The organism is Thermus scotoductus DSM 8553, from assembly GCF_000381045.1.
In the GTDB taxonomy this organism is placed as follows: Bacteria; Deinococcota; Deinococci; order Deinococcales; family Thermaceae; genus Thermus; species Thermus scotoductus.
Genome location: NZ_KB905751.1, coordinates 1 through 24209, shown reverse-complemented (window position 1 = coordinate 24209; position 24209 = coordinate 1). Strand labels below are relative to the sequence as shown.

Annotated in this window: 27 protein-coding genes; 12 read left to right on the top strand and 15 right to left on the bottom strand. The window is 65.5% G+C overall.

The genetic code is table 11. From position 1 onward, the window contains the following. Positions 1–64 precede the first annotated feature (64 nt). Positions 65–2701 (top strand): leucine--tRNA ligase, encoded by a 2637-nt coding sequence (leuS, locus tag F604_RS0108440; protein WP_026329080.1) that lies wholly within the window; start codon positions 65–67, stop codon positions 2699–2701. On the opposite strand, the gene F604_RS0108435 is transcribed toward leuS, so the two are convergent. Beyond that, a complete protein-coding gene (locus F604_RS0108435; RefSeq protein ID WP_019551274.1) occupies positions 2679–3401 on the bottom strand; it encodes a Clp1/GlmU family protein in 723 nt (240 codons plus the stop codon). The two genes, leuS and F604_RS0108435, sit on opposite strands and share 23 nt — an antisense overlap. 94 nt (positions 3402–3495) lie before the next feature. Between F604_RS0108435 and F604_RS0108430 the strand changes: the two genes are divergently transcribed. Continuing rightward, positions 3496–4659, top strand: coding sequence for an acyl-CoA dehydrogenase family protein (locus F604_RS0108430; RefSeq protein WP_026329079.1), 1164 nt, complete (start codon positions 3496–3498; stop codon positions 4657–4659). Here the strand turns inward: F604_RS0108430 and rlmN are convergent. From rlmN to F604_RS0108395, 7 genes are read right to left on the bottom strand one after another with little or no spacing between them, the layout of a single operon-like run. Beyond that, positions 4628–5677: a dual-specificity RNA methyltransferase RlmN gene (gene rlmN / locus F604_RS0108425; RefSeq protein WP_019551273.1), complete on the bottom strand. Its 1050-nt coding sequence runs from the start codon at positions 5675–5677 to the stop codon at positions 4628–4630. The two genes, F604_RS0108430 and rlmN, sit on opposite strands and share 32 nt — an antisense overlap. Continuing rightward, complete coding sequence (locus F604_RS0108420; protein WP_019551272.1) at positions 5674–6213, bottom strand: Uma2 family endonuclease; 540 nt, start codon at positions 6211–6213, stop codon at positions 5674–5676. The genes rlmN and F604_RS0108420 overlap by 4 nt, the downstream gene beginning before the upstream one ends. 31 nt (positions 6214–6244) lie before the next feature. Then, positions 6245–6469: a hypothetical protein gene (locus tag F604_RS0108415; RefSeq protein WP_019551271.1), complete on the bottom strand. Its 225-nt coding sequence runs from the start codon at positions 6467–6469 to the stop codon at positions 6245–6247. Positions 6470–6480: 11 nt separating this feature from the next. Continuing rightward, on the bottom strand, positions 6481–7152 hold the full coding sequence (locus F604_RS0108410) for a molybdenum cofactor biosynthesis protein (RefSeq protein ID WP_019551270.1): 672 nt from the start codon (positions 7150–7152) through the stop codon (positions 6481–6483). Then, positions 7142–8047, bottom strand: a complete 906-nt coding sequence (locus F604_RS0108405) for an HrcA family transcriptional regulator (RefSeq protein ID WP_019551269.1) — start codon at positions 8045–8047, stop codon at positions 7142–7144. Before F604_RS0108405 ends, F604_RS0108410 begins: the two co-directional genes overlap by 11 nt. A gap of 4 nt (positions 8048–8051) precedes the next feature. Then, entirely contained in the window at positions 8052–8402 is a 351-nt protein-coding gene (locus tag F604_RS0108400; protein WP_019551268.1) for a P-II family nitrogen regulator, read from the bottom strand. Beyond that, positions 8399–9727, bottom strand: a complete 1329-nt coding sequence (locus tag F604_RS0108395; RefSeq protein ID WP_019551267.1) for an ammonium transporter — start codon at positions 9725–9727, stop codon at positions 8399–8401. The genes F604_RS0108400 and F604_RS0108395 overlap by 4 nt, the downstream gene beginning before the upstream one ends. Before the next feature lie 218 nt (positions 9728–9945). Here F604_RS0108395 and F604_RS0108390 point away from each other — a divergent pair, with 218 nt between their 5' ends. Further along, complete coding sequence (locus F604_RS0108390) at positions 9946–11493, top strand: ATP-binding protein (RefSeq protein WP_019551266.1); 1548 nt, start codon at positions 9946–9948, stop codon at positions 11491–11493. Between the two features lie 3 nt (positions 11494–11496). Beyond that, positions 11497–11949, top strand: coding sequence for a tRNA (cytidine(34)-2'-O)-methyltransferase (locus F604_RS0108385; protein WP_019551265.1), 453 nt, complete (start codon positions 11497–11499; stop codon positions 11947–11949). On the opposite strand, the gene F604_RS0108380 is transcribed toward F604_RS0108385, so the two are convergent. Then, positions 11933–12556 (bottom strand): metallophosphoesterase, encoded by a 624-nt coding sequence (locus F604_RS0108380; RefSeq protein WP_026329078.1) that lies wholly within the window; start codon positions 12554–12556, stop codon positions 11933–11935. The genes F604_RS0108385 and F604_RS0108380 overlap by 17 nt on opposite strands. Positions 12557–12586: 30 nt before the next feature. On the opposite strand from F604_RS0108380, the gene F604_RS0108375 reads away from it, so the two are divergent. Next, positions 12587–13468, top strand: coding sequence for a histone deacetylase family protein (locus F604_RS0108375; RefSeq protein ID WP_019551263.1), 882 nt, complete (start codon positions 12587–12589; stop codon positions 13466–13468). Here the strand turns inward: F604_RS0108375 and F604_RS0108370 are convergent. Both F604_RS0108370 and F604_RS0108365 read right to left on the bottom strand, forming a co-directional pair. Beyond that, positions 13438–14292 carry a GNAT family N-acetyltransferase gene (locus tag F604_RS0108370; RefSeq protein WP_019551262.1) on the bottom strand — a complete coding sequence of 285 codons (855 nt, stop codon included), beginning with the start codon at positions 14290–14292 and terminating at the stop codon, positions 13438–13440. The genes F604_RS0108375 and F604_RS0108370 overlap by 31 nt on opposite strands. Positions 14293–14323: 31 nt before the next feature. Beyond that, complete coding sequence (locus F604_RS0108365) at positions 14324–14962, bottom strand: histidine phosphatase family protein (RefSeq protein ID WP_019551261.1); 639 nt, start codon at positions 14960–14962, stop codon at positions 14324–14326. A 17-nt stretch (positions 14963–14979) separates the two neighbouring features. Here F604_RS0108365 and F604_RS0108360 point away from each other — a divergent pair, with 17 nt between their 5' ends. The 3 genes from F604_RS0108360 to aspC are packed head-to-tail and all read left to right on the top strand — an operon-like array spanning position 14980 to position 17251. Beyond that, the gene (locus F604_RS0108360) at positions 14980–15900 is read left to right on the top strand and encodes a diacylglycerol/lipid kinase family protein (RefSeq protein WP_015718311.1); all 921 of its coding nucleotides are present in this window, start codon (positions 14980–14982) and stop codon (positions 15898–15900) included. Between the two features lie 33 nt (positions 15901–15933). Further along, positions 15934–16119 carry a type II toxin-antitoxin system prevent-host-death family antitoxin gene (locus tag F604_RS0108355; RefSeq protein WP_015718310.1) on the top strand — a complete coding sequence of 62 codons (186 nt, stop codon included), beginning with the start codon at positions 15934–15936 and terminating at the stop codon, positions 16117–16119. After that, entirely contained in the window at positions 16094–17251 is a 1158-nt protein-coding gene (gene aspC / locus F604_RS0108350) for an aspartate/prephenate aminotransferase (protein WP_015718309.1), read from the top strand. Before F604_RS0108355 ends, aspC begins: the two co-directional genes overlap by 26 nt. A 4-nt stretch (positions 17252–17255) precedes the next feature. Here aspC and F604_RS0108345 read toward each other — a convergent pair whose 3' ends face one another. Together F604_RS0108345 and lspA are read right to left on the bottom strand one after the other, a co-directional pair. Then, complete coding sequence (locus F604_RS0108345) at positions 17256–17474, bottom strand: DUF2283 domain-containing protein (RefSeq protein ID WP_015718308.1); 219 nt, start codon at positions 17472–17474, stop codon at positions 17256–17258. A gap of 60 nt (positions 17475–17534) precedes the next feature. Next, positions 17535–17984, bottom strand: a complete 450-nt coding sequence (gene lspA / locus F604_RS0108340; RefSeq protein ID WP_019551260.1) for a signal peptidase II — start codon at positions 17982–17984, stop codon at positions 17535–17537. A gap of 73 nt (positions 17985–18057) precedes the next feature. Between lspA and rpmB the strand changes: the two genes are divergently transcribed. The 3 genes from rpmB to F604_RS0108325 all read left to right on the top strand — a co-directional run bounded on the left by rpmB (position 18058) and on the right by F604_RS0108325 (position 20292). Beyond that, positions 18058–18354, top strand: coding sequence for a 50S ribosomal protein L28 (gene rpmB, locus F604_RS0108335; RefSeq protein WP_019551259.1), 297 nt, complete (start codon positions 18058–18060; stop codon positions 18352–18354). A gap of 140 nt (positions 18355–18494) precedes the next feature. After that, positions 18495–19190 (top strand): M23 family metallopeptidase, encoded by a 696-nt coding sequence (locus F604_RS0108330; protein ID WP_019551258.1) that lies wholly within the window; start codon positions 18495–18497, stop codon positions 19188–19190. Positions 19191–19194: 4 nt separating this feature from the next. Continuing rightward, positions 19195–20292: an AI-2E family transporter gene (locus F604_RS0108325; protein ID WP_019551257.1), complete on the top strand. Its 1098-nt coding sequence runs from the start codon at positions 19195–19197 to the stop codon at positions 20290–20292. A 60-nt stretch (positions 20293–20352) separates the two neighbouring features. Here F604_RS0108325 and tgt read toward each other — a convergent pair whose 3' ends face one another. Together tgt and ispG are read right to left on the bottom strand one after the other, a co-directional pair. Next, positions 20353–21510 carry a tRNA guanosine(34) transglycosylase Tgt gene (gene tgt, locus F604_RS0108320; RefSeq protein ID WP_019551256.1) on the bottom strand — a complete coding sequence of 386 codons (1158 nt, stop codon included), beginning with the start codon at positions 21508–21510 and terminating at the stop codon, positions 20353–20355. Continuing rightward, positions 21510–22718, bottom strand: a complete 1209-nt coding sequence (gene ispG / locus F604_RS0108315; RefSeq protein ID WP_019551255.1) for a flavodoxin-dependent (E)-4-hydroxy-3-methylbut-2-enyl-diphosphate synthase — start codon at positions 22716–22718, stop codon at positions 21510–21512. Before ispG ends, tgt begins: the two co-directional genes overlap by 1 nt. Positions 22719–23363: 645 nt before the next feature. Here ispG and F604_RS0108310 point away from each other — a divergent pair. Further along, positions 23364–24197, top strand: coding sequence for an IS982 family transposase (locus F604_RS0108310; protein ID WP_019551182.1), 834 nt, complete (start codon positions 23364–23366; stop codon positions 24195–24197). Positions 24198–24209 lie beyond the last annotated feature (12 nt).

Sequence of the window (24209 nt, the reverse complement as noted above, 5' to 3'; positions counted from 1 at the left end):
AAGGCGGGAAGGGGCTTGGCCGTCCCTTCCCCTTGGGGGAAGGGTTTTTTTGAGGGAGGAGCGCATGGAGAAGTACAACCCGCACGCCATAGAGCCCAAGTGGCAACGCTTCTGGAAGGAAAAGGGCTTCATGAAGGCCAAGGAGGTCCCGGGAAGGAAGGGGAAGCAGTACGTGCTGGTCATGTTCCCCTATCCCTCCGGGGACCTGCACATGGGCCACCTGAAGAACTACACCATGGGGGACGTCCTGGCCCGCTTCCGCAAGGTGCAGGGGTATGAGGTCCTCCACCCCATGGGCTGGGATGCCTTTGGCCTGCCCGCGGAAAACGCCGCTTTGAAGTTCGGCCTCCACCCCAGGGACTGGACCTACGAGAACATCCGCCAGGCCAAGGAGAGCCTCGAGCTCATGGGCATCCTCTACGACTGGGACCGCGAGGTGACCACCTGCGAGCCCGACTACTACCGCTTCAACCAGTGGATCTTCCTGAAGATGTGGGAAAAGGGCCTGGCCTACCGGGCCAAGGGCCTGGTGAACTGGTGCCCCAAGTGCCAGACGGTCTTGGCCAACGAGCAGGTGGTGGAGGGCCGCTGCTGGCGGCACGAGGACACCCCGGTGGAGAAGCGGGAGCTGGAGCAGTGGTACCTGCGCATCACCGCCTATGCGGAAAGGCTTCTTGAGGACCTCGAGGGCCTGGACTGGCCGGAAAAGGTGAAGGCCATGCAGCGGGCCTGGATCGGCCGGTCGGAGGGGGCGGAGATCGAGTTCCCCGTGGAGGGCCTTAAAGAGGCCATCACCGTCTTCACCACCCGGCCCGACACCCTTTTTGGAGCCACCTTCATGGTCCTGGCCCCGGAGCACCCCCTCACCTTAAGGCTTGCCTCTCCCGAAAGGCGGGCTGAGGTGGAGGCCTATGTGGAGGCTGCCAAGCGCAAGACGGAGATCGAGCGCCAGGCGGAAGGCCGGGAGAAGACGGGGGTTTTTCTCGGGGCCTACGCCATCAACCCCGCCACCGGGGAGAAAATCCCCATCTGGACTGCGGATTACGTGCTTTACGGCTACGGCACCGGGGCCATCATGGGGGTGCCCGGGCACGACCAGAGGGACTTTGAGTTCGCCCAGAAGTTCGGCCTTCCCATAAGGAAGGTGATTGAGCGCCCGGGTGAGCCCTTGCCCGAGCCCCTGGAGGCCGCCTACGAGGAGCCCGGCATCATGGTGAACTCGGGGCCCTTTGACGGCACCCCCAGCGAGGAGGGCAAGAAGAAGGTGGTGGCCTGGCTGGAGGAGAGGGGCCTGGGGCGGGCCAGGGTCACTTACCGCCTTAGGGACTGGCTCATCAGCCGCCAGCGCTACTGGGGTACGCCCATCCCCATGATCCACTGCCCCCGGTGCGGGGTGGTGCCCGTGCCCTACGAGGACCTGCCCGTGGTCCTCCCCGACCTCAGGGACATAGAGGACATCCGGCCCAAGGGGAAAAGCCCCCTGGAGGCCCACCCCGAGTTCTACGAGACCACCTGCCCCAAATGCGGTGGCCCCGCCAAGCGGGACACCGACACCATGGACACCTTCGTGGACTCCAGCTGGTACTACCTGCGTTACACCGACCCCAAAAACGATCGGCTTCCCTTTGCCCCCGAGAAGGCCGACTTCTGGATGCCGGTGGACCAGTACATCGGCGGGGTGGAGCACGCCGTGCTTCACCTCCTCTACAGCCGCTTCTTTACCAAGTTCTTCCACGACCTGGGGATGGTGAAGGTGGAGGAACCCTTCCAGGGGCTTTTCACCCAGGGTATGGTCCTGGCCTGGACGGACTTTGGGCCGGTGGAGGTAGAGGGGGAGAGGGTGCGGCTTCCCGAGCCTACGAGGATCCGGCTGGAGATCCCCGAGAGGGAGCTTTCCCTGGAGGAGGTGCGGAAGATGGGGGCGGAGCTCAGGCCCCACGAGGACGGCACCCTTCACTTCTGGAAGCCCGCGGTGATGAGCAAGTCCAAGGGCAACGGGGTCATGGTGGGGCCCTTTGTGAAGGAGGAGGGGGCGGACATCGCCCGCATCACCATCCTCTTCGCCGCACCCCCCGAAAACGAGATGGTCTGGACCGAGGAGGGGGTGCAGGGGGCCTGGCGCTTCCTGAACCGCATATGGCGCCGGGTGGCGGAGGACCGGGAGGCCCTTTTGGCCACCTCGGGCCAGTTTGTCGCCGAGAGCCTGGAGGGTCCGGACCGGGAGCTTTACCAGAAGCTCCACGCCACCCTCAAGAAGGTCACGGAGGACCTCGAGGCCCTGCGCTTCAACACCGCCATCGCCGCCCTGATGGAGCTCTTGAACGCCCTCTACGAGTACCGCAAGGTGCGGCCCGTGACCCCCGTCTACCGCACCGCCATCCGCTACTACCTGCAGATGCTTTTCCCCTTTGCCCCCCACATCGCGGAGGAACTTTGGCACTGGTTCTGGCGGGATAGCCTCTTTGAAGCCGGCTGGCCCGAATTGGACGAAAAGGCCTTGGAAAAGGATGTGGTGGAGGTGGCGGTGCAGGTGAACGGGAGGGTGCGGGGAACCATCCGGATTCCCAAGGACGCCCCCCTGGAGGTGGCCAGGGCCGAGGCCCTCAAGGTGAGAAACGTTCAGGCCCATGTGGAGGGCAAGGCCATCGTGAAGGAAATCTACGTCCCCGGCAAGATCCTCAACCTGGTAGTGCGGGGATAGGGAAAAGAAGCCGGGTGGGTACCACCCTGGCCACCTCCTCCCCCACGGGGGTGAGGAAAAGTCCCTCGTCCCCTGCCCAGGCCAGAAGCCGTCCGTAGCCCAGGAGGAACCCTTCCCCGTCCAGGAGCCCGTAAAGCCGCTGGGGCTCGGGGGGTTCCATAGGGTATGCGGGCATGTGACCGAGGGGAAGGGGACGGGGCCTGGCTTCCTGGAAGTGGGCAAGAAGCCTTTCCAGGCGGTTTTTCCGCCTCTCGGCCGGGGTTTTCCTGCGGACCCCCTGAAGGGGCGGGGCCAGGCGCGCCCTTAGGTCCCTGCGCCAGGAAAGGGCCTGGTAGAGTTCCTCCCACCCCAGGACCAGCACCTCGGCGGGCACCAGGGCCTCGATCTGTAAGAGCCGAAACCCAGGGTCCAGGTAGCCATCCGTGTCGGCCACGGCGGGGCTTCCTTTGGGGATGAGGCGGGCTAGGCGCAGGGCCCCCACCACCGCCTGCGCCTCCATCCCTCTGGGGGACAGGGCCCCCAGAAGGTAGCGGCGTAGGGGGGTGAGGGTTCCTTCCCGGTAGTGGAAGAGGGTGAAGGCCCCGGGCAGGGCTCCCTGCCCCGGGTCCAGGTCCAGGAGGTAGGCTTCCTTGGCCTTTTCCAGAAGCCTTAAGGCCAGGGTGGACTTGCCGGTATCCGTGGGGCCAGCCAGGAGGAGCATCCCCCTTGAAACTACCCCATGCCCCGGGATCCCGGGGGCCTGTGGGATAACGTATTTTTGCCATGTCGCAAGAAAGTGTTATACTATGCCCAACATGGGGCTCTGGTTTGAGGAAAGCCAGGAGGAGCGGGCGGTCTTGGGGCCCTTCCGCGAGTTTCTCAAGGCGGAGGTGGCCCCGGGGGCGGCGGAGAGGGATCGCACGGGGGCCTTTCCCTTTGAGCTGGTGAGGAAGCTCGCCCAGTTCGGCGTCTTCGGGGCCACGGTGCCCGAGGCCTATGGCGGGGCGGGGCTTACAAGCCGGCTTTTCGCCCGCATGGTGGAGGAGATCGCTTATTACGACGGGGCCTTGGCCCTCACCGTGGCCAGCCACAACTCCTTGGCCACGGGGCACATCCTCCTTGCGGGGAATGAAAGGCAGAAGGAAACCTTCCTGCCCAAGCTGGCCTCGGGGGAGGCCCTGGGGGCCTGGGGGCTTACGGAGCCGGGGTCGGGTTCGGATGCCGCCGCCCTTAAAACCCGGGCCGAGCCGGTGTCCGGGGGATATGTGCTCAATGGCACCAAGCAGTTCATCACCCAGGGGAGCGTGGCCGGGGTGTACGTGATCGTGGCCCGCACCGACCCGGCTCCAAGCCCAGAGAGGAAGCACCTGGGCATCTCCGCCTTCGCCTTTTTCCGCCCGGAAACGGGCCTCCGTATCGGCCGCAAGGAGGAGAAGCTGGGCCTGAACGCCTCCGACACCGCCCAGCTGGTCCTCGAGGACCTCTTCGTGGCCGAGGACAGCCTTTTAGGGGAGAGGGGCAAGGGGTTTTACGATGTGCTCAAGGTGCTGGATGGGGGCAGGATCGGCATCGCCGCCATGGCGGTGGGCCTGGGAAGGGCGGCCTTGGACTACGCCCTGCGTTACGCCAAGCAAAGGGAGGCCTTCGGCAGGCCCATTGCCGAGTACCAGGGGGTTTCCTTCAAGCTGGCGGAGGCGGCCACGGAGCTGGAGGCGGCAAGGCTTCTTTACCTGAAGGCGGCGGAGCTTAAGGATGGGGGAAGGCCCTATACCCTCGAGGCCGCCCAGGCCAAGCTCTTCGCCAGCGAGGTGGCGGTGAAGGCCTGCGACGAGGCCATCCAGATCCTGGGGGGGTACGGGTACATCAAGGACTACCCCGTGGAGCGCTACTGGCGCGACGCCCGCCTGACCCGCATCGGGGAGGGCACCAGCGAGATCCTGAAGCTAGTCATTGCCCGGCGCCTTCTAGAGTCGGTGTGAAGGTGAGGGCCTTGGGGGCCTTTAAGGCCAGCTGGCCGCAGGCTGCCCCTACGTCCTGCCCTCGGCTGAAGCGGATGGAGGTGGGAATCCCGAGCCGCCTCAGTTCCTCCGCGAAGGCCAGGATGCCCGCCTTAGGGGTGCCTTCCACGGGAGCACCTTCCCAGGGGTTAAAGGGAATCAGGTTCACGTGGGCGCTTATGCCCTTAAGGAGCTTGGCGAGAAGCCGGGCCTGCCAGGGGTGGTCGTTTAAACCCTTCAGGAGGGTGTACTCAAAGGTGACCCGCCTTTTGGTCCTGGCGTAGTAGTGGCGCACCGCCTCGAGGATCTCCCCCACGGAGTAGCGGTGAGCGGTGGGGATGATCTTCCTGCGGGTCTCGTCGTCGGGGGCATGGAGGGAAAGGGCGAGGCGCACCCCAAGGTCCTCCTCCGCCAGGCGGTGGATGCCCTTGGGGATGCCCACGGTGGAGAGGGTGATGCGCCTTGGGCTCATGGCCAGGCCCTTGGGATGGAGCATGGTGCGGATGGCCTTAAGCACGTTGCCCAGGTTCAGGAGGGGCTCCCCCATGCCCATGAGGACCACGTTGCGGATATCCCTGGGGGAGATGCCCTGGTGGTGGGCGATGGCCAGGAGCTGGGAGAGGATCTCCGCCGCGGTGAGGTTGCGGCCAAAGCCCAAGGCCCCGGTGGCGCAGAAGGTGCACCCCGCGGGGCAGCCCACCATGCTGGAAAGGCAGACGGTCTTGCGGTTCTCGTAGGGCATGTAGACGGCTTCCGTCTTCCTTCCGTCCAGCAGGGTGAAGAGGTACTTGACGCTTCCATCCCGGCTCGGGTAGGCCTCCACCAGGGCGAACTCGGAGATGCGCCACTCCCCGGCTAGGGCTTCCCGGAGGCCCTTGGGCAGGTCGGTCATCTCGGAGAAGTCCATGGCCCCCCGGGCGTAGAGCCAGTGGGCGATCTGGGCCTTGCGGTAGCCCTCGCCGGGAAGCTCTTCGGGGAGGAGTTCCAGGATGGGTTTCATGCCACGCCCTCGTAGATTTCCTCAAGCTTCAAGGTCCCCTCCGGGCAGGTCAGGATAAGGGTTTCCTCCAGCCTTTCCTCCCGAAAGCCCGAAGGGGTTTTGCGGTAAAGGACGCCTCCCGGCCTGGCTCCCTCCAGGAGGAGATAGGCCTGGAGACTGGGGAGCCTAAGGTAATGCGAAAGCTTTTCCCGCCGGTCCTGGGCCTCGGTACCGGGGGAGAGAACCTCCACCACCAGGCAAGGGGCGGTTTCGTAGAGGGGATGGGCCTTGGGGCCGCAGACCACCATGACATCTGGGTAGTAGAAGGTATCCTCGGAAACCTTAAGCCGGGCGGTTTCGCTGTAGACCCGGCATCCTTGGGCCCGGGCCAAGGGTTTTAAGAGGGCCACCAGGTTGGTGACGATGAGGTTGTGGTCCAGGCTGGCCCCGGCCATGGCATAGGGGATGCCCCCTACCAGCTCGTGGCGCACGGGGCTAGCCTCTTCCAGGGCCAGGTATTCCTCTTCCGTTAGCGGGCGCAAGGACCGCTCGGTCATCGTCCTATTGTAAGGCTTTCGCCGGGTTTTTTCAGCGTAGCCGCCCGTAACCCAGACCTAGCCCCAGGAGGAGAAGAAGAAGCCCCAAGGGCCTGGGCCGGGCCAGGAGCCCCAGGAAGCCCCCGAAGAGGAGAAGGCCCAGGCCCACCTTGGTGCGCCCATGCCGGTAGGCCCGGCCCGAGAGGAAGCCCAGAAGGAGGGGTAAGGCCCAGAGGACCAGGAGGAGGAGGCCCAGGAGAGAGGAAAAAGAGGCCATGGCTTGGGGCCCTAGAGGCGGTGGTCCTCCGGGGAGAAGCCCTCCACCCAGAAGCTGCCATCCGGCCGGTGCTCCTTCTTCCAGACGGGGAGGATCTGCTTTACCCGGTCTATGGCGTACTGGCAGGCGGCGAAGGCCTCCTTGCGGTGCCGGGCCGAAACCACGATGGCGATGGAGGCCTCCCCGGGGTTCACCCGGCCCAGGCGGTGCCAGAGGGCCACCCGGCCCAGGGGCCAGCGGGAGCGCATCTCCCCGATGATCTCCGCCATGACCTTTTCCGCCATGCCGGGATAGGCCTCGTACTCCAAGAAGGCCACCTCCTCCCCCCGGTTGGGGCTTCGGGTGGTGCCCAGGAAGCTCACCACCGCCCCGTACTCGGGGGCGGTGGCCCAGTCCACCAGGGCCTTAAGGTCCAAAGGTTCATGGGTGAGGCCGTAGGAGTCCTGCCCTCCCGAGACCGGGGGCAGAAAGGCCACCTCGTCCCCCTCCTTTAGGGGGGTTTCCCCCTGGGCCAGGGCCTGGTTTACCGCTGCCATGCCGCCCTCCAGCCTTAGGCCGGGAAAACGCTTCTCCAGGGCTTCTTTAGCGTGCAGGACCCGGGCTCCTTCGGGAAGCTCCAGGAAGAGGCGGTCCGTGCCCGCCTGTTCCCGGTAAAGGGCGAAGAGCCGCACTTCAACCCGCATGCTGCCCAGTATAGACCCGGCTGAGGCTCGAGGCCACGGAGAGGGCCTCGAGGTAGCGCATGCGCATGGGCCCCAGGAGCACCAGCTCCCCCAGCCACTCCCCCCGGGCGAAGCCCGCCTGCACCTGGGAAAGGCCCTCCACCTCCCCCACCCGCACGTCCACCCGGCCGGGAGGGGTCAGGACTGCCTCGTCCCCTCCGGCTTCGTAAAGGGTCACCAGGCGCTCCAGAAAGCCGGGATCCTTGGCCTCCGGTTCCTTTAAGGCCTCGGCCAGCCCCTCGCGGTAGACGAGGGAAAGGCCTGCGGAAAGGGCCCGGGAGAGATGGGCGAAAAGCTCCTCCAGGCCCCTGGGAGCCGGGGGCAGGACGGCAAAGGGTCCGGAGAGGGCTTCTTCCGCCTTCCTTAGGCGCTCTGTGGGAAGGCTGAGGGGAAGGCGGGCCTCCTTCACCCTTCCCCCTTCCAGGACGAAAACCGCCAGGGTTCCTTCCGGCAGGGGGGAGAGGTGGACCTGGAGCACCTTGGGGGAGTTCCTGGGCCTCAAGCGCAGAAGAGCAGGGTACCCAGAAAGCCCCACGGCCATCTTCACCAAGAAGGCCTCGGGTTCCCTGGCTCCCTCCAGGGCCCGCTGGAGCCGCTCCTGGGTGGCCTCGGGAAGGGGTTTTGGGGGGAGGAGGGAAAGGGAGTACTGGCGGAAGGCCTGCCGGGTGGGGACCCTTCCGGCGGAGGCGTGGGGTTTGGAGAGGTAGCCCATCTCCTCGAGGGTGATGAGCTCATAGCGCGCCAGGGCAGGGGAAAGCCCCAGGCCCTCGGCGAGCCTCGCCGAGGGCACCGGGGTTTTGGTCCTTATGTATTCCTCCACCAGGAGGTGGAGAAGGGCCCGCTGCCTGGCCGTCACATCCTCATTGTACCGGGGTTACCGCGGCCTCGTCCTCCTCCCCGGTGCGGATCCGGTAGACCTTCTCCACCGGCAAAACGAAGATCTTTCCGTCCCCCACCTCCCCGGTGCGGGCGGCCTTGAGGATGGCCTCCACCGTGGGCCGAACGAAGGGTTCGGACACCCCGATCTCCAGGCGGATCTTCTCGTGCAGGGCCATCTTCACCGTGGTGCCCCGGTAGGTTTCCACCCTTTCCGTTTCCCCTCCGTGCCCCTGGACCCTGCTGATGGAAAGCCCCCGCACCTCCGCCCTGAAGAGGGCCTCGAGGACCTCCTGGAGCTTCTCCGGCCGGATGATGGCCACGATGAGTTTCATGCCTTACCTCCTGCAGGCTTGAGGGCAGGGGGGCTGGCCTCGGAAAGCACCAGGATGGCCCCTTCGCCTTCCACGTAGGCTTCCTCCCCGTGCTGGGTCACGTCCAGGCCCAGGCCTTCCTCCTTGGGGCTGGCCCGCAAGGGAGTGAAAAGACCCACCAGCTTCAGAAGGAGGAAGGTGCCGAGGGCGGAGTAGGCCACCGCCACCCCCACCGCCAGGGCCTGGATGGCAAGCTGCGCGGGGTTTCCGAAAAGAAGCCCGTCGGCTACCCCATTCCAGGCCTTCTCCGCCAGGAGGCCGGTGAGGAGAGCGCCGGTGATTCCGGCGATCCCGTGGGCCCCGAAGACATCCAGGGAATCATCCAGCCGGGTCCTGGGCCGCCAAAGGAGGAAGAAGTAGCTGGGGAGGGCGCTCACCGCCCCCAGCACCAGGGCGGACAGGGGGGATACGAACCCCGCTGCCGGGGTAATGGCCACCAGGCCCACCACGATGGCCGTGGCCAGGCCCACCGCCGTGACCTTGCCGGTGCGCAGGAGGTCCAGAAGAGCCCAGGCGGTGAGGGTGGCCGCAGGGGCGAGGAGGGTGTTCACAAAGGCCAGGCTGGCCAGGGCTCCGGAGCTCAGGGCGCTTCCCCCGTTGAACCCGAACCAGCCGAACCAAAGAAGGGCTGCCCCCAAGAGTACGAAGGGGACGTTATGGGGAAGGATGGCCTGGCGGCCGTAGTCCTTCCGGGCCCCCAGGACCAGGGCCCCCACCAGGGCGGCGATGCCGGCGTTGATGTGCACCACCGTGCCCCCGGCGAAGTCCAAGGCCCCTAAGGTGCCCAAAAATCCTCCACCCCAGACCCAGTGGGCCAGGGGAGCGTAGACCAATAGCCCCCAGAGGCTCAGGAAGAGAAGGAGGGCGGGAAAGCGCATCCTTTCCACCATGCCCCCCGTGAGGAGGGCGGCGGTAATGATGGCAAAGGTGCCCTGGAAGGCCATGAAGAGGAGGTGGGGGATCTCCCCCTTGGCCTCGAGGCCCACTCCCTTCAGAAGGGCGTGGCCTAGGCCTCCCAGCCAGGGACCACCCTCGGCAAACGCCAGGCTGTAGCCGAGAAGGGCCCAGCCTACCCCCACGAAGCCCAAGGCGGCGAAGCTCATCATCATGGTGTTCAAGGCGTTCTTGCTCCGCACCAGGCCGCCGTAGAAGAAGGCCAAAGCCGGGGTCATGAGGAGCACCAGGGCCGTGGAAACCAGCATCCAGGCCGTGGCCGCCCCGTCCACCCCTTCCGCCAACGCCAGTCCTGAAAGCCCGCTTGCCGCTATAAATAGGGTCTTCCGCATGGTCCGTCACCCCCTTAGGGCTGAGGGTAGCACCGGGTGTGCATAATGTCAAGCAATAACTTGACACTTGACAAATAGTAGCGAGACATATAGCCAATCAAAACCGACTATGGTGCAAAGTGTCAGTGCAAGAGTGTGCAAATGTTCACCCAGCGCTGAACAACATTCTCAAGATGCCACCCCGTCGGCCCCGGGCCTCTCCCCTTAAACTGAGGCCCGTGACGTGGGAAGAACTCTTGGAGCGGCTTTCTTTGGGACAGGACGAGCGCACCCTCTTCCTGCCCCCGGACCTTTCCCCTGAGGAGCTGGCCCGCTACGCTGCAGGTCTAGCCAACCACCGGGGCGGGATCCTCTTCCTGGGGGTGGATGGGGAGGGACGGGTGGTGGGAGCCTCGGAGATCCACCCCTTGCAGATCACCCATGCCCTTTTCCAGCTCACCCAGGGGCTTCTCCTGCCCTATGTGGAGGTGATCGAGGGGCCTATGGGACGGGTTTTGGCCCTTCATGTACCGCAGAGCCCGGCGGCCATCGCCGTGGGGGCAGGGAGGGTGCCCTTTTGGGACGGTAAGAGGCTCACGGAGCTGAGGATGGGCCAGGCCCTGCCGGAGCCCGACTTCACCGCCCAGGTGTTGCCGGCGGCCAGCCTTTCCGACCTGGACCCGGTGGAGGTTCTGCGCCTTAGGCGCATCCTGGAGGAGCGGGGAAGCAACCTGGCGGCCTTGCCGGACCTGGAACTCCTCTTCGCCCTGGGGCTTTTGGAGCGGGTGGAAGGAGAGGACAAGCCCACGGTGGCGGGCCTCCTTCTGGCGGGAACCCCCTTGGCCCTGAAGCGGCTTCTTCCCCAGGCGGAGGTGAGCTACTACTTCCACGGTCAGCCGGATGGCTACCTTGAGTACGCCTTCAGGGAGGACATCCTGCGCTCCATCCCCGCCCTTTTGGAGCGGCTTAGGGACCTAATCCAGGCCAGGAACCGGGTGCGCTACCTCACGGTGGGCCTGTTCCGCCTCGAGGTCTGGGACTTTGACCAGGAAGTCTACCGGGAGGCCCTCTTAAACGCCTTGGTCCACCGGGACTGGCAAAGCCCGGATGCCATCCAGGTGCACCACTACCCGGATCGCCTGGAGGTTTCCAACCCGGGAAGCTTCCCTCCCGGCATCACCCCGGAGAACATCCTCCGCCACCCCCCGAAAAGGCGGAATCCCCGTCTGGCCGAGGCCCTCTACCGGCTTGGCTACGTGGAGCGGGCGGGAAGCGGGGTGGACAAGATGTACCGCCTCCTCCTCAAGTACGGCAAGGAGCCCCCGGAGTACCACCTTTTCCCCGAGGCCCTCACCCTGGTCCTCTACAACCCGGAGCTGGACGAGGCCTTCGTGCGGGAGCTGGCCGAGGCCCAGGAGCGCCTGGGTGGCTTCAGCCTGGACCACCTCATCGCCGTGGGCCACCTGCGGAGGGTGGGGGAGGCCTCCTTGGAGGAGCTTTCCCGGGCCCTCCAGCTTCCTTTGGAGGCTGCCCGCAAGGTCCTCACCCGGATGGAGCGCATGGGCCTTTTGCGCAAGGAAGGGGGAAGGTACTACCTGGTGCGGCGCGATCCTTTGGGGGAAAGGGCCTTGGGCCTCCTGGCCAATCCCCTTTCCCGGCGGGAGGTGGAAGCCCAGCTGGGGCTTACCCCCAGGGCAACCCTGGCCTTGCTGAACCGGCTTATCCGGGAAGGCAAGGTGGAGCGGACGGGCCGGGGAGCCGCTACCCGTTACCGGAGGCGGGTCTAGGCCATGCTTCACCTGGTCCTTTTCCAGCCGGAGATCCCACAGAATACCGGGAACATCGCCCGCACCGCTGCTGCCTTGGGCTGGCCCCTGCACCTTATCCGCCCCTTGGGCTTCCGCCTGAGCGACCCTCGGCTTAAGCGGGCGGGCCTGGACTACTGGCCGCATGTGGACCTGCGCCTCCACGATACTTGGGAGGCTTTCTGGCAAAGCCTGCCCCCGGGTGCCCGGGTCTGGGCCTTTAGCGCCCGGGGGGATACCTGCCTCTATGGCGTGAGCTTCCAGCCCGGGGACTACCTCCTCTTTGGCCCCGAAACCCGGGGGCTTCCCCCAGAGGTTCTGACTCTTTTCCCCGGGGTGTACATCCCCATGCCGGGGCTGGTGCGCTCCTTGAACCTGGCGGTGGCCGTGGGGGTGGCCGCTTACGAGGCCTACCGCCAGCTTAGGGTAGCTCTATGAGGGCGTAGCCTTGGGCGTGGACCACCTCCACGCCCAAGGGGGTGCGATGCTGCCTCTTGGGGTTTGCCCCCAGGAGGGGGGTATGGCCGTGGACGTGGAGCCTTGGCCGGAAGAGGCGGTGGAAGAGGAGGAAAGCGGAGGCCCCCCGGTGGGCGAAGTCCCCTCCTGCCGTGGGCCCCGGGGGTGGGGCGTGGGTCAAGAGGATGTCCACCCCATGCCCCCTCCGAAGCCTCCGAGGGAAGGCTATGGGGAAGGGTTTCAGGGCTAGGCGGAGGAGCTCCCCTGGGGTAAGCTGCCCCTCTCCCTCCCGGTACCAGGGGACGCCGCCGATGCCATAGAGGAGGAGGCCCCGGTAGCGGAAGAGCCCGCCATGGAGGTTGACCACCCCTCCAGGCCGCCTCCGCTGCCCTGCCTCCCCCACCCACTCCTCCCCGTGGTTTCCGGGCACGAAAAGGACCGGGACCTGAACCTTGGTGGCCACGTACTCCAGGTACTCCCCGGGCAGATCCCCCGCCGCCAGGACCAGGTCAAAGGAGGGGAGGTTTTCGGGAAAGCGGGGGGAATGGATGTGGGGGTGGACCTGGTCGGAAAGGAGGAGGAGCCGCACGCTTCCTCCCCATTTTGCCAGAATGGGGGCGTGAAGGCCTACTCCACGGCCCACCTTTCCCTGGACCTGCCCGAGGGGCACCCCTTCCCCAGCTACAAGTATCCAGGGGTGGCCGAGGCCCTGAAGGGGCTCCTCCCCGTTCTTCCTGCTCCCGAGGTCCCGCGGGAGGCCCTTTTCCTGGCCCATGACCCTGCCTATTTGGAGAGGCTTTTCCGGGAGGGGCTTTCCCGGAAAGAGTCCTTGCGGCTTGGCCTTCCCTTTACCCCCTCCCTTCTCCGTAGGGCCCTCCATGCCGCAGGAGGAACCCTCCTCGCGGCGGAGGATGCCTTAAGGGAAGGCCTCGGCCTCAACCTCGCCGGGGGCACCCACCACGCCTTCCCGGACCGGGCCGAGGGGTATAGCCTCTTCAACGACGTGGCGGTGGCCGTGGCCTGGCTCAGGCGGGAGGGCTTCCGGGGCCGGGTCTTGGTGGTGGACCTGGACGCCCATCAGGGCAACGGCACCGCGGTCTTTTTCCAGGAAGACCCCACCGTTTTCACCCTTTCCCTCCACGGGGAGCGGAACTATCCCTTAAGGAAGGAGAGGAGTGACCTGGACGTGGGCCTGCCGGACGGGGTGGGGGACGAGGCCTACCTGAGGGCCTTAGACGAGGCCTTGGAGCGGGCCGAAAGCTTCCGGCCCCACCTCGTCTTTTACAACGCCGGGGTGGATGTCCTGAAGGGGGATCGCTTCGGGAGGCTCGCCCTGTCCCGGGAAGGGGTAGAAAAGCGGGACCAAAGGGTCTTCGCCCTGGTCAGGCGGCTTGGGGTGCCCCTGGTGGTGGTCATGGGCGGGGGGTACAACCGTGACCCCCGCCTCACCGTGGAGGCCCACGCCCAAACCTACCGGCTCGCCCTAAGCTCCTTGGCGTAGGTGGCCACCGCCTCCTCGAGGCTGAAGCCCAGGTTGCGGTAAAGCTCCAGGGCCCCGGTCTCGTGGTCGTGGGCCCGGACCCTCAGGAGGGTGGCGCCCTTTTTCTGCGCCAGCTTCGCCGCTTCCGCCAAGAGGGCCCGCCCGATGCCCTGGCCCCGGGCCTTGGGCACCACGCCGATATAGGCCACGCTGGCCTCCCGATCCTCCAGCTCCACCTCGGCCAGGCCCACGGGTTCGTCCCCCCGGTAGGCCACCAGGAGGTGGACATGGGGATCCTGGAAGTGTTCCCAAAGCTCCTCGTCCGTCCATTTGAGGCGCAGGGCCCAGCCCTCCTCGCTTTCCCGGTAAAGCTCCCGGTAAACCCCGGGGCCCGGGAAACCCTTTCGGATGACCACGCCCTCAGGGGGCGGGTAGTCCAGGCCCTCCGGGTTTTTCACGAAGAAGTAGGTGAGGTGCAAAAGGCCGAAGTCGGCCTTCTCCAGCACCTGGCGCAGGGTGTGGTTTTCCTCCCGGGGGAAGGCGTAAAGCCGCTCCAGGTGAAGCTCACTGGCCCGCTTTTCCGCAGCCTGGAGAAGGGGAAAAAGGTCCTCCTCCCGGTAGGCCAGGGGCCCCTCGAGGGCCGCTCCATCCCAAAAGGCATAAAGGCCCACGTACCCCGCCACCTCCCCATCCCGCAAGAGGACCAAGCCGTCCTCCAGCTCCTCGGCCAGGCCCTCGAGGTCCCGGGCCTCAGGGGCCAGAACCCCCCGCTTCGGGCTTTCGTCCATCCAGCGGAGGAGCTTTAGGAGCCCAGGAAGATCTTGGCGGGCCACGGGCCGGATCATGCCCTAAGTTTACTCCTCCCCTTGGGTGGGTCTAGGGACAAGCGTCCAGATTCAGGGCTTTTACCACCCCTTCCTCCCCGTAGAACTCCACCACCGTGAGCCGGGCGTAATCCTGTTCCAGGCGCAGGCCCTCTTCCGGGGGCAGGGGAAGGGCCAGGCTTAGGGCCGCCCGGTTCAGGGTGCAGTTGCCCACCACCAGGATGGCCTGGCCTTGGTGCCACCCAAGGAGGGCCTTTATCGCCTTCTTCCCTCGCTCCCAGGCCTCCCTTATGCTTTCCCCGCCGGGTGGGGCAAAGCCCGCTTCGTCCTGGAGCCAGGAGGCCACTTCCTGGGGGAACCGGCTTTGCACCCCGGCGAAGCTCTGCCCTTCCCAGGCCCCCCAGCTCCTTTCCCTAAGCTCCGGAAGAAGGACGAAGGGTACCCCCAGGGCTTGGGAAAGAAGCCGGGCGGCTTCCGCCTCGGCAAGGCTATCCGCTGCGTACACCTGGACCACGGGGTAGCGCCGGGCCAGCCTGGCCAGGGAGCGGAGGGCCTGCCTGCCCTGTTCCGAAAGGGGAAGGCCCGGATGGCTGTAAAGCACGTGTTCGGGGTTTTCCACCGGCCCGGCGCGGGTGAGGAGCAGGGTGGTTTTGGGGTGGGGTCCCTTGAGGAAGTGGCCGAGGAGACCCATAGCCCTAGAATACGGGGGTGGAAAGGTGGGTCATCGTGAACCCAGCGGCGGGACGGGGGAAGGTGGGGAGGCTTTCCGGGGCCATCCTGAAGGCGGCGCGGGAGAAAGGGGCCAGGGCCTTCCTCACCGAGGGCCCGGGCCACGCCACCGAGCTTTCCCGGAATGCCCCCGAAGGAGCTAGGGTGGTGGCCGTGGGAGGGGATGGCACGGTGCACGAGGTCCTAAGGGGCCTTGCGGGCACGGATAAGGTCCTGGGGGTGGTGCCCATCGGTAGCGGCAACGATTTCGCCCGCATGCTGGGCCTGAGGGAGCTTCCCTGGAGGGAGGCCCTGGAGCTGGCCCTCTTCGCCCAGGAGGAGGCCATAGACCTCTGCTGGGTGAACGGCGAGCCCTTTGGGGCTTCCTTGGGCATCGGTTTTGACGCCTTGGTGGCCAAGAAGGCCCTTTCCGCACCGCCTTTTCTCCGGGGCATGCCCCGTTACCTTTACGCCCTCTTCGGGGTCTTGAAGGAGCTCCGTCTGCCCGAAGGGCGGGTGGCCGTGGATGGGGAAGAGGTGCACTGGGGGCCCCTTCTTCTTTTGGCGGTGATGAATGGCCCTGCCTACGGGGGTGGCATCCCCATCGCCCCCATGGCCGATCCCCGGGATGGCCAGCTTTCCGTGATCCTGGCCCGCTCCTTCACCCGGCCTGGGGTGGTCTTCATCCTTCCCCGGCTCCTTTTGGGTAGGCATCTTTCCCATCCCCAGGTGGTGGCCTTTGCGGGCCGTGAGGTGGTGGTGGAGTTCGCCCATCCTGTCCCCGCCCACGCGGACGGGGAGCTTCTTCCCGAGGCCCGCCTTTACCGGGCCCGGGTGGAGCCTTTGGGCCTTAAGGTGGTGGGGGGAAGGGCCGCCGCTAGGGGAGAAAAGCCCATTCTAAGCCCGGTGGGGGTGGGTTGAAGCCGGGGGGCACCAGGGCTTGAAGGGGGCCAGGTGGAGGCCACAGGGGAGCCCTTGATCCTCACGGACCGGGGCCGGCCTGTCTTGGTAGTCCAGCCCTACCGGGAGGAGGACGACCTAGACAGGCTTAAGGGGACCCTGGTGTTTTACCAGAACCCCTTGGAACCCACGGGGGAAGCCGTATACTTAGACCATGCGCGGCCTTTCCCAAAGGGTTAAGGGCATGAAGCCTTCGGCCACGGTGGCGGTAAACGCCAAGGCCCTGGAACTGAGGCGCCAGGGGGTGGACCTGGTGGCCTTGACGGCGGGGGAGCCGGATTTTGACACCCCCGAGCACGTGAAGGAGGCAGCCCGGCGCGCCCTGGCCCAGGGGAAGACCAAGTATGCGCCCCCGGCGGGGATTCCCGAGCTTCGGGAGGCCCTGGCGGAGAAGTTCCGAAGGGAGAATAGCCTTGCCATCGCCCCGGACCAGACCATCGTCACCGTGGGGGGGAAGCAGGCTCTCTTTAACCTCTTCCAGGCCATCCTGGACCCCGGGGATGAGGTGATCGTCCTGGCTCCTTACTGGGTGAGCTACCCGGAGATGGTGCGCTTTGCCGGCGGGGTGCCGGTGGAGGTGGAAACCCTTCCCGAGGAGGGCTTCGTGCCCGATCCCGAGCGGGTGAAAAGGGCCATCACGGCCCGCACCAAGGCCTTGGTGGTGAACTCCCCCAACAACCCCACGGGGGCGGTCTATCCCCGGGAGGTTCTCGAGGCCCTGGCCCGGCTTGCCCTGGAGCACGACTTCTACCTGGTTTCCGACGAGATCTACGAGCACCTCATCTACGAGGGGGAGCACTTCTCCCCGGGGCAGCTGGCGCCTGAGCACACCATCACCGTGAACGGGGCGGCCAAGGCCTTCGCCATGACCGGCTGGCGCATCGGCTACGCCTGTGGCCCCAAGGCGGTCATCAAGGCCATGGCGGACGTTTCCAGCCAGTCCACCACCAGCCCCGACACCATCGCCCAGTGGGCCACCCTCGAGGCCCTCACCAACCAGGAGGCCTCGAGGGCCTTTATCGAAATGGCCCGGGAAGCCTACAGGAGGCGGCGGGACCTTCTCCTTAAGGGGCTTTCCGAGATCGGGCTGAAGGCGGTGCGCCCGAGCGGGGCCTTCTACGTCCTCCTGGACACCTCCCCCTTCGCCGAGGACGAGGTGAAGGCGGCGGAGAGGCTCCTTGAAGGGGGGGTGGCGGTGGTGCCAGGCACGGACTTCGCCGCCTTTGGGCACGTGCGCCTCTCCTACGCCACCAGCGAGGAAAACCTGAGGAAAGCCCTGGAGCGCTTTGCGCGGGTTTTGCAAAGAGTCTAGGCCCTCAGGTTCCATCCCAGACCGGGAGGGCCTCCAGGGAGAAGCGCCTTAGGGCCTTGGGGTCAGAAAGCCGCTTGCTGGCATCCAGGATTTCGATGCCCAAAAGTTTTCCCTCGGCATCCCAGTCCAGGGCAATGCCTTCTCCCACCTCTTCCACGGTGGCCGGCCCCTCGCCGAAGGCGATGTACAGGGCATCGGCCTCGGGGTCATAGGTGATGCGCATGGTTTTCCTCCTTCAGTCCCCCCTTGGGGCGAATGGGTTTGTCCCGGGCTTCCATGGGCTCTAGAAGCGGCGCTTCTGCCTGGGAGCCAGGAGGAGCAGGGCCGCCCCCACCGTCACGCACACATCCGCCAGGTTGAAGACGGGGAAGGTGGCGATAAGGGGGATGGAGGTTCCCAGGTCCAGGTAGTCCACCACCCAGCCGCGGCCCAGGCGGTCTATCCCGTTACCCAAAGCCCCCACGGTGATGAGGGAAAGGGCCAGGGTTTGCCAGAAGACATAGCGCCTTCGGGCCAGAAGGTAAAGGAGGAGGGTTCCCACCCCCAGGCTGAGCCACCCCAGGAGGAAGGCCCGGCCCTCGAAAAGGCCAAAGCCCGCCCCCGTGTTCTTGACCAGGGTGAGGTAGAGGAGGTCTCCCAGAAAGGGCCTCGGCACCGGGGAGAGGTTTTCCAGGGCCCAGAGCTTAAAGATCTGGTCAAAGGCGAGGAGGAGGGGCACCAGGATCGTGGGCATCCCCTAGAGTCTACCCAATGCCCCCCTTTGTGCTATACTCCATAGGGTTTGCCTTCGGGCACGGGAGGGTCTTATGTCCAAGGTGTGCGAGATTAGCGGAAAGAGGCCCATCGTGGCCAATAGCATCCAAAGGCGGGGTAAGGCCAAGCGGGAAGGGGGCGTGGGTAAGAAGACCACCGGCATTTCCAAGCGTCGGCAGTACCCCAACCTGCAGAAGATCCGCGTCCAGGTGGCCGGCCAGGAAATAACCTTCCGGGTGGCGACGAGCCATATTCCCAAGGTTTACGAGCTTCTGGACCGCGCCAAGGGGCTTAAACTGGAGGGCCTTTCCGCCAAGGAGATCAAGGAAAGGCTCTTGAAGCTCCTCTAAATATCCCTTTCCTGCAGAAGCCTTCCCCACCCTGCCGCTAGGCAGGGTGGGGTGATCTATCGGGGCCCCCATCCCGCCGCTAGGCGGGATGGGGTGGTAGGAAAGCCCCCCTTGGGGGGCTTTTTTTGTAGCATGGGTTCATGGTCTGGAAGCCGGGGCATTATCTCCTTCTGGCCCTGGCCCTCTACAGCCTGGTGGTCACCCTGGGGTTTTCCCTAAGGGGAAGGCAGCTTGCCAGCCTGCGCCAGGAGGTGGGGATTCTAAGCCAGAAGGCGGCCCTTGCGCCCGAGGGGTATGTTCTTCCCCTACCGGGGGCCTGCCTGCCCACCAGGCCCGAAAACCTCCCGGGTGCGCCCCGTCCCTACCGCAAGGGGATAAGCGCGGGCTTCGTGTTCATCCAAGGGGATGCCTGCGTGCCCGTGGTGCGGGGGATGGGGGTGGTGGCCGCTTTTGGGGGAGAGGTGGTGAGGGTGGAGGGGGATTACAAGGAGCCCTCTGCTGAGGAGTACCAGAGGCTTCTGGAAGCGGTGCGAAACGGGGCTTCCCCGGAGCAGATGGACCTCCTAAGGGGCCTCGAGGTCTGGATCCGCCACCCGGATGGCCGCACCAGCGTCTACGCCCACCTCGAGGGGCCCTACTCTGGCCTTAAGGTGGGGCAGAGGGTATACCGGGGGGATCCCGTCGGCTATGTGGGTAGCACCGGGCTCATGGGCGGGGCTCCCAGGCTTCTTTTTGAGATCTGGGAAGGAGAGCCCGACCGGGGGAGGTTCCTCTTTCAGGGCCTGTCCCGGGAGGAGCTCCTGGAGGAGGCCAAGGCCTTCTTCCGCTTAGAATAGCCCCATGCGCGAGGCTTTCGCTCGGGTCTGGGAGAACCCGTATGTGCGGGTTCTCGTTTACCTCCTATTCTTCTTCCTCCTCTACCGCTTTCTCCTCCGGGCCTGGCCTGCCCTTTCCATCCTCCTCACCGCCTTTGCCATCGCCTACCTCACCCATCCCGTGGTGCGCTTCTTTGAAGGCAAAAGGCTTCCCCGGCTCCTGGGCGTGGTGTTGGTGTATCTGGGCCTGGGCCTTCTTGGTGGGCTGGCCTCTTTCCTCACCGCCCAAACGGTCTTGGAGCTTTCCCGCCTGGCTCAGGAACTCCCCCGGCTCTGGGATCCCTTTCTTGCCTGGCTTCTAGACCTGCCGCGCCGTGTACGGGCCATTCCCATCCCCGAAACCTTGAAGCCCGTTTTAGCCGAGGCCGGCCAGAGTTTTCAAGGCCTTGTCCAGGGGTTCTTGGACACGCTGGTCCGCTGGCTGCAGGGCCTCATAGGCCAGGGAGGGAACCTTTTGGGCTTTTTTATCTCCTTGCTGGGTGGGGCGTTCCAACTGCTCACCGCCCTTACCCTTTCCGTTTATTTCCTCTATGACCTTCCTCGCCTGGCCCAGGCGGCCTTGAGGGTGTTCCCGGAACCCTACCAGCCCCTGGTGGCCGAGCTGGCCCATAAGCTGGACCAAAGCGTGGGGGGGTATGTGCGGGGGCAGCTTTTGGTGGCCTTTTTGGTGGGCCTCATGGTGGGGGTGGGGCTATGGCTGGTGGGGGTTCCCCTGGCCGCCAGCCTGGGCTTTTTGGCGGGGGTCTTCAACCTGATCCCCTTTGTGGGAGTGATCGTCTCCGGGGTGCCCGCCCTGCTCCTGGCGGCCACCGGGGGGTGGGGCAAGGTACTTTTGGCCCTTTTGGTCCTCTGGCTGGCCAACCAGCTGGAGGGGAACCTCTTGGGGCCTTTGATCGTGGGCCGCTCCACAAGGCTTCACCCCGTGACCGCCATCGCCGCCATCTTGGTGGGGGCCACCCTCTTTGGCCTATGGGGAGCGCTTTTGGGAGTCCCCACCGCTGCCTTCCTCAAGGTGCTTTTGGAGGAGTACTACAAGAAAAGCCGGTTCTACCGGGAGGGCTAGGTTATAGCCGGGGTCCCCGCCTTGGCGAAGCCAAGGCGGGGTGGCCTCACCGGGGTGGTATCACCAGTGCCCCCCCGCCGCCATGGCCTCCCGGAACCAGGGGGGTATCTCCTTGCCAAAACGCCTCTCGGCAAACTCCCGGGCAAAGGCCCCGTAGCTTCCTTGGCGGATGGCCTCCCGGGCCCTTTCCGTGAGGCGGTGCAGGAAGCGGAGGTTGTGCAGGGAAAGGAGGATGCCTCCAAGCATCTCCCGGGCGCGCACCAGGTGGGCGAGGTAGGCCCGGCTGAAGGTCTGGCAGGCGTAGCAATCGCAGCCTTCTTCCAGAGGCCGTTTGTCCTCCAGGTACTGGGCGTTTTTCAGGTTGATTCGCCCTTCCGGGACCAAGGCCGAGCCGAAGCGGCCCGTGCGGGTGGGGTAGACGCAGTCAAAGAGGTCCACCCCAAGCCCCATGGCCGCCACCAGGTCCTCGGGATGGCCGACCCCCATGAGGTAGCGGGGCTTGGTTTCGGGGAGAAGCTCCGTGGAGAGGGCCACCATGCGGAACATGGCCTCCTTGGGCTCCCCCACGGCCAGGCCCCCGATGGCGTAGCCTGGGAGGTCAAACCGAATCGTCTCCAGGGTGGAGCGGCGCCTTAAATCTGGCTCCGTCCCCCCCTGGGCGATGCCGAAGAGGGCCTGGTCGGGCCGGGTCTTGGCCTTCAGGCTCCGCTCCAGCCAGCGCAGGGTGCGCTCCAAGGAGGCTTTTAGGTAATCCCGGCTTGCGGGGTAGGGGGGGCACTCGTCAAAGGCCATGATGAGGTCGGCCCCCAAGGCCTCCTGCACCGCGACGCTCCTTTCCGGGGTGAGCTTGATGAGGCGCCCGTCCAGGTGGCTTTGGAAGACCACCCCTTCCTCGTCAATGCGCCGCAGGTGTCCCAGGCTCATCACCTGGAACCCCCCGGAGTCCGTAAGCCAAGGGCCATCCCAGCCGGCAAAGCGGTGGAGTCCTCCCAGGGTCCTCACCCGCTCGGGCCCCGGACGGAGGAGGAGGTGGTAGGTGTTGGCCAGGAGCACCTGGCTGCCGATGGCCTTCAGGTCCTTGGGCAGAAGCCCCTTCACCGAGCCCTGGGTGCCCACGGGCATGAAAAGAGGGGTTTCCACCCTTCCGTGGGGGGTGGTGAGGAGGCCTACCCGGGCCCGGCCAGAGCGGGCTTGGATGGCGAAGCGAAAGGGATTCATCAGGCTTTGGAAAAGCGCCGCTCCACGTAGTCTTCCAAAAGGGCCAGGAAGTCCTGGGCCAGGTTCTCCCCCTTGAGGATGGTGAGGAGCTTCCCGTCGGCGTAAACCGGGGCCTTGGGTTCTTCCCCGCTTCCCGGCAAGGAGATGCCGATATGGGCGTGGCGGCTCTCCCCGGGGCCGTTCACCACGCAGCCCATCACCGCTACCTTGAGCTCCTCCACCCCCGGGTATTTCTCCCGCCACTGGGGGAGCCTGGCCCTCAGGTGGGCGTTTACCGTTTCCGCCAGTTCCTGGAAGAAGGTGCTTTGGGTGCGGCCGCACCCCGGGCAGCTGGTGACCTCCGGGGCGAAGCTTCTAAGGCCCAGGGCCTGGAGGATCTCCTGGGCCACCTCCACCTCCTTGGTCCGGGGCTCGCCCGGGGCGGGGGTGAGGGAGACGCGGATGGTGTCCCCGATGCCTTCCAGAAGCAGGGGAGCAAGGGCTGCGGTGCTGGCCACGATGCCCTTCACCCCCATCCCGGCCTCGGTGAGGCCGAGGTGGAGGGGGGCTTGGGTCCTTCGGGCGAGTTCCCGGTAGACCCATACCAGGTCCGGGGCCTTGGACACCTTGGCGGAAAGGACGATCTTGTCCTCCCCTAGCCCCAGCTCCCGGGCAGCCTCATAGGCCCGCACGGCGCTTTCCACCAGGGCTTCCAGAAGGACCTCGTGGGCGCTTTTGGGCTCAGGGCGCCTGGCGTTTTGGTCCATGAGCTCGGTGAGGAGGGCGGGGTCCAGGCTTCCCCAGTTGGCCCCGATGCGCACAGGCTTGCCCAGGTCCAGGGCGATCCTTACCATCTCGGCGAAGTTCTCGTCCTTATGCCGCCCCCGGCCCAGGGTTCCGGGGTTGATGCGGAACTTGTCCAGGGCCTCGGCCATTTTAGGGTACTTCCTGAGGAGCAGGTGGCCGTTGAAGTGGAAATCCCCCACCAGGGGCACCTCCACCCCCTCCACGAGGAGCCTTTTCCTGATCTCCGGGACGGCCCGGGCCGCCTCCTCGTCGTTCACCGTGAGGCGCACGATCTCGCTTCCCGCCCGGTAGAGGGCCAGGATTTGCGCCGTGGTGGCCTCCACATCCTGGGTGGGGGTGTTGGTCATGGACTGCACGGCCACGGGGTGGGCGCCCCCTAAGGGAACGCGCCCCACCCGGACCGTAGGGGTAGGTCGCCTCATCCCCCTTATGGTACGGGAGGGCCAGGCAGGGGGAAGGGAGTGCGCGCTCCAAAGACTCCAGTGTTAGGTCCTCAGAAACAACCCTCTGCCCCAGAGAGGTGGGAGGGGAAGGCTCCATTAAGGGAGCAATCCAGGGAGGAGTGAGAAAGGCTTCCTGACACAAGCTTAACTGAGGCTTAAGGTAAGGCACATCAGCTTGACATGAGAGAAGGTTGTGCGTAAGATTAGCCTCGGATGCCAGGCGGCGGGATTCCTCAAAGCAAAGAACGAGAGGACGCTTGCCTGGCGCCAGGCCCGAAGGGGAAACAGCGGAAACCCTTTGGGAATAATGGAAAGGTCATAGGAGGTGTGAGGGTATGAAGAGGAACGGGATCAAGGCTTTAGGAGTGCCCCTCTTGGGGGCGCTGGCGCTCTTTTTGGCCAGCTGCGGCCAGCAGCAGCCGCCCAGCAACGGTGGAGGTGGTGGGGGTGGATCTACCACGGGAACTCTTGAGGTGACCGTGGTCAACGCCACCACCAATAGCCCCATTCAGGGTGCTACGGTTTCCGTTAACCCTCCAGGTGGTCCCATTGGAACCACCGATGCCCAGGGTAAGGTAACCCAAGTTGCTACCTATCCCGAGGCCTGAAAAAATAGTGGCCGCTATGCTGTCGCGCATCATAGCGGCCTTTTGCATTATAGACGATGCCCTCCAGGCCCTGGGCTACAAAGACGACCCCCAAGCCAAGACCCCAGCCTCCGCCATCCTGACCCTCGCCATCCTGGCCGCCATGGAACTGGGCGGCAAGCACAACAAGGCCCTGGCCCTCGCCAAAGACCTGCGCCTCTTTACCTACGTCCCCTCCCCAAGTCGCTTCAACCGCAGACTCCACGCCCTATACCCCTTCTTCCTCCCCCTTCTCCACCTCCTAGCCCAGGCCTGGAAAAACCTCCACCAGGCCCAGGCCTACGCCTTGGACACCTTCCCCCTCCCCGCCTGCGAGAATATCCGCGCCCCCCGCTCCCGCCTTTTCCCAGACAAGGCCTACCGCGGCTTCATCCCCAGCAAACGGGTCTACTTCCACGGCCCCAAGCTCCACCTCCTGGTGGACGACGGGAAGTTTATCCATGAAGTGAGCCTGACCCCGGGAAGCCTACATGATCTGAGCTCTTTGCTCCTTCTTCCCCTGGACCTTCCCGAGGGGGCGGAGCTCTACCTGGACCGGGGGTACGAAAGCCACTTCTATGAAGACCTCCTCCGGGAGGCGGGGGGGATTGTGCCCATGGTCATCCGTAGAAGGAACAGCCGGCGGTATGTGCCTTGGTTGCAGTACCTGGCCATTGTGGGGCGGAGGGTGGTGGAGACGGTGGGCAGTATGCTCCATGCCCTCTTCCCGCGGCGCATCCATGCGGTGACCCAGGAGGGTTTTGTGATCAAGGTGCTCTCCTTCATCTTGGCCCACAACCTAAATCTCTTGGCTCAACAAATGCTTGGGTAGCAACTTGGGTTA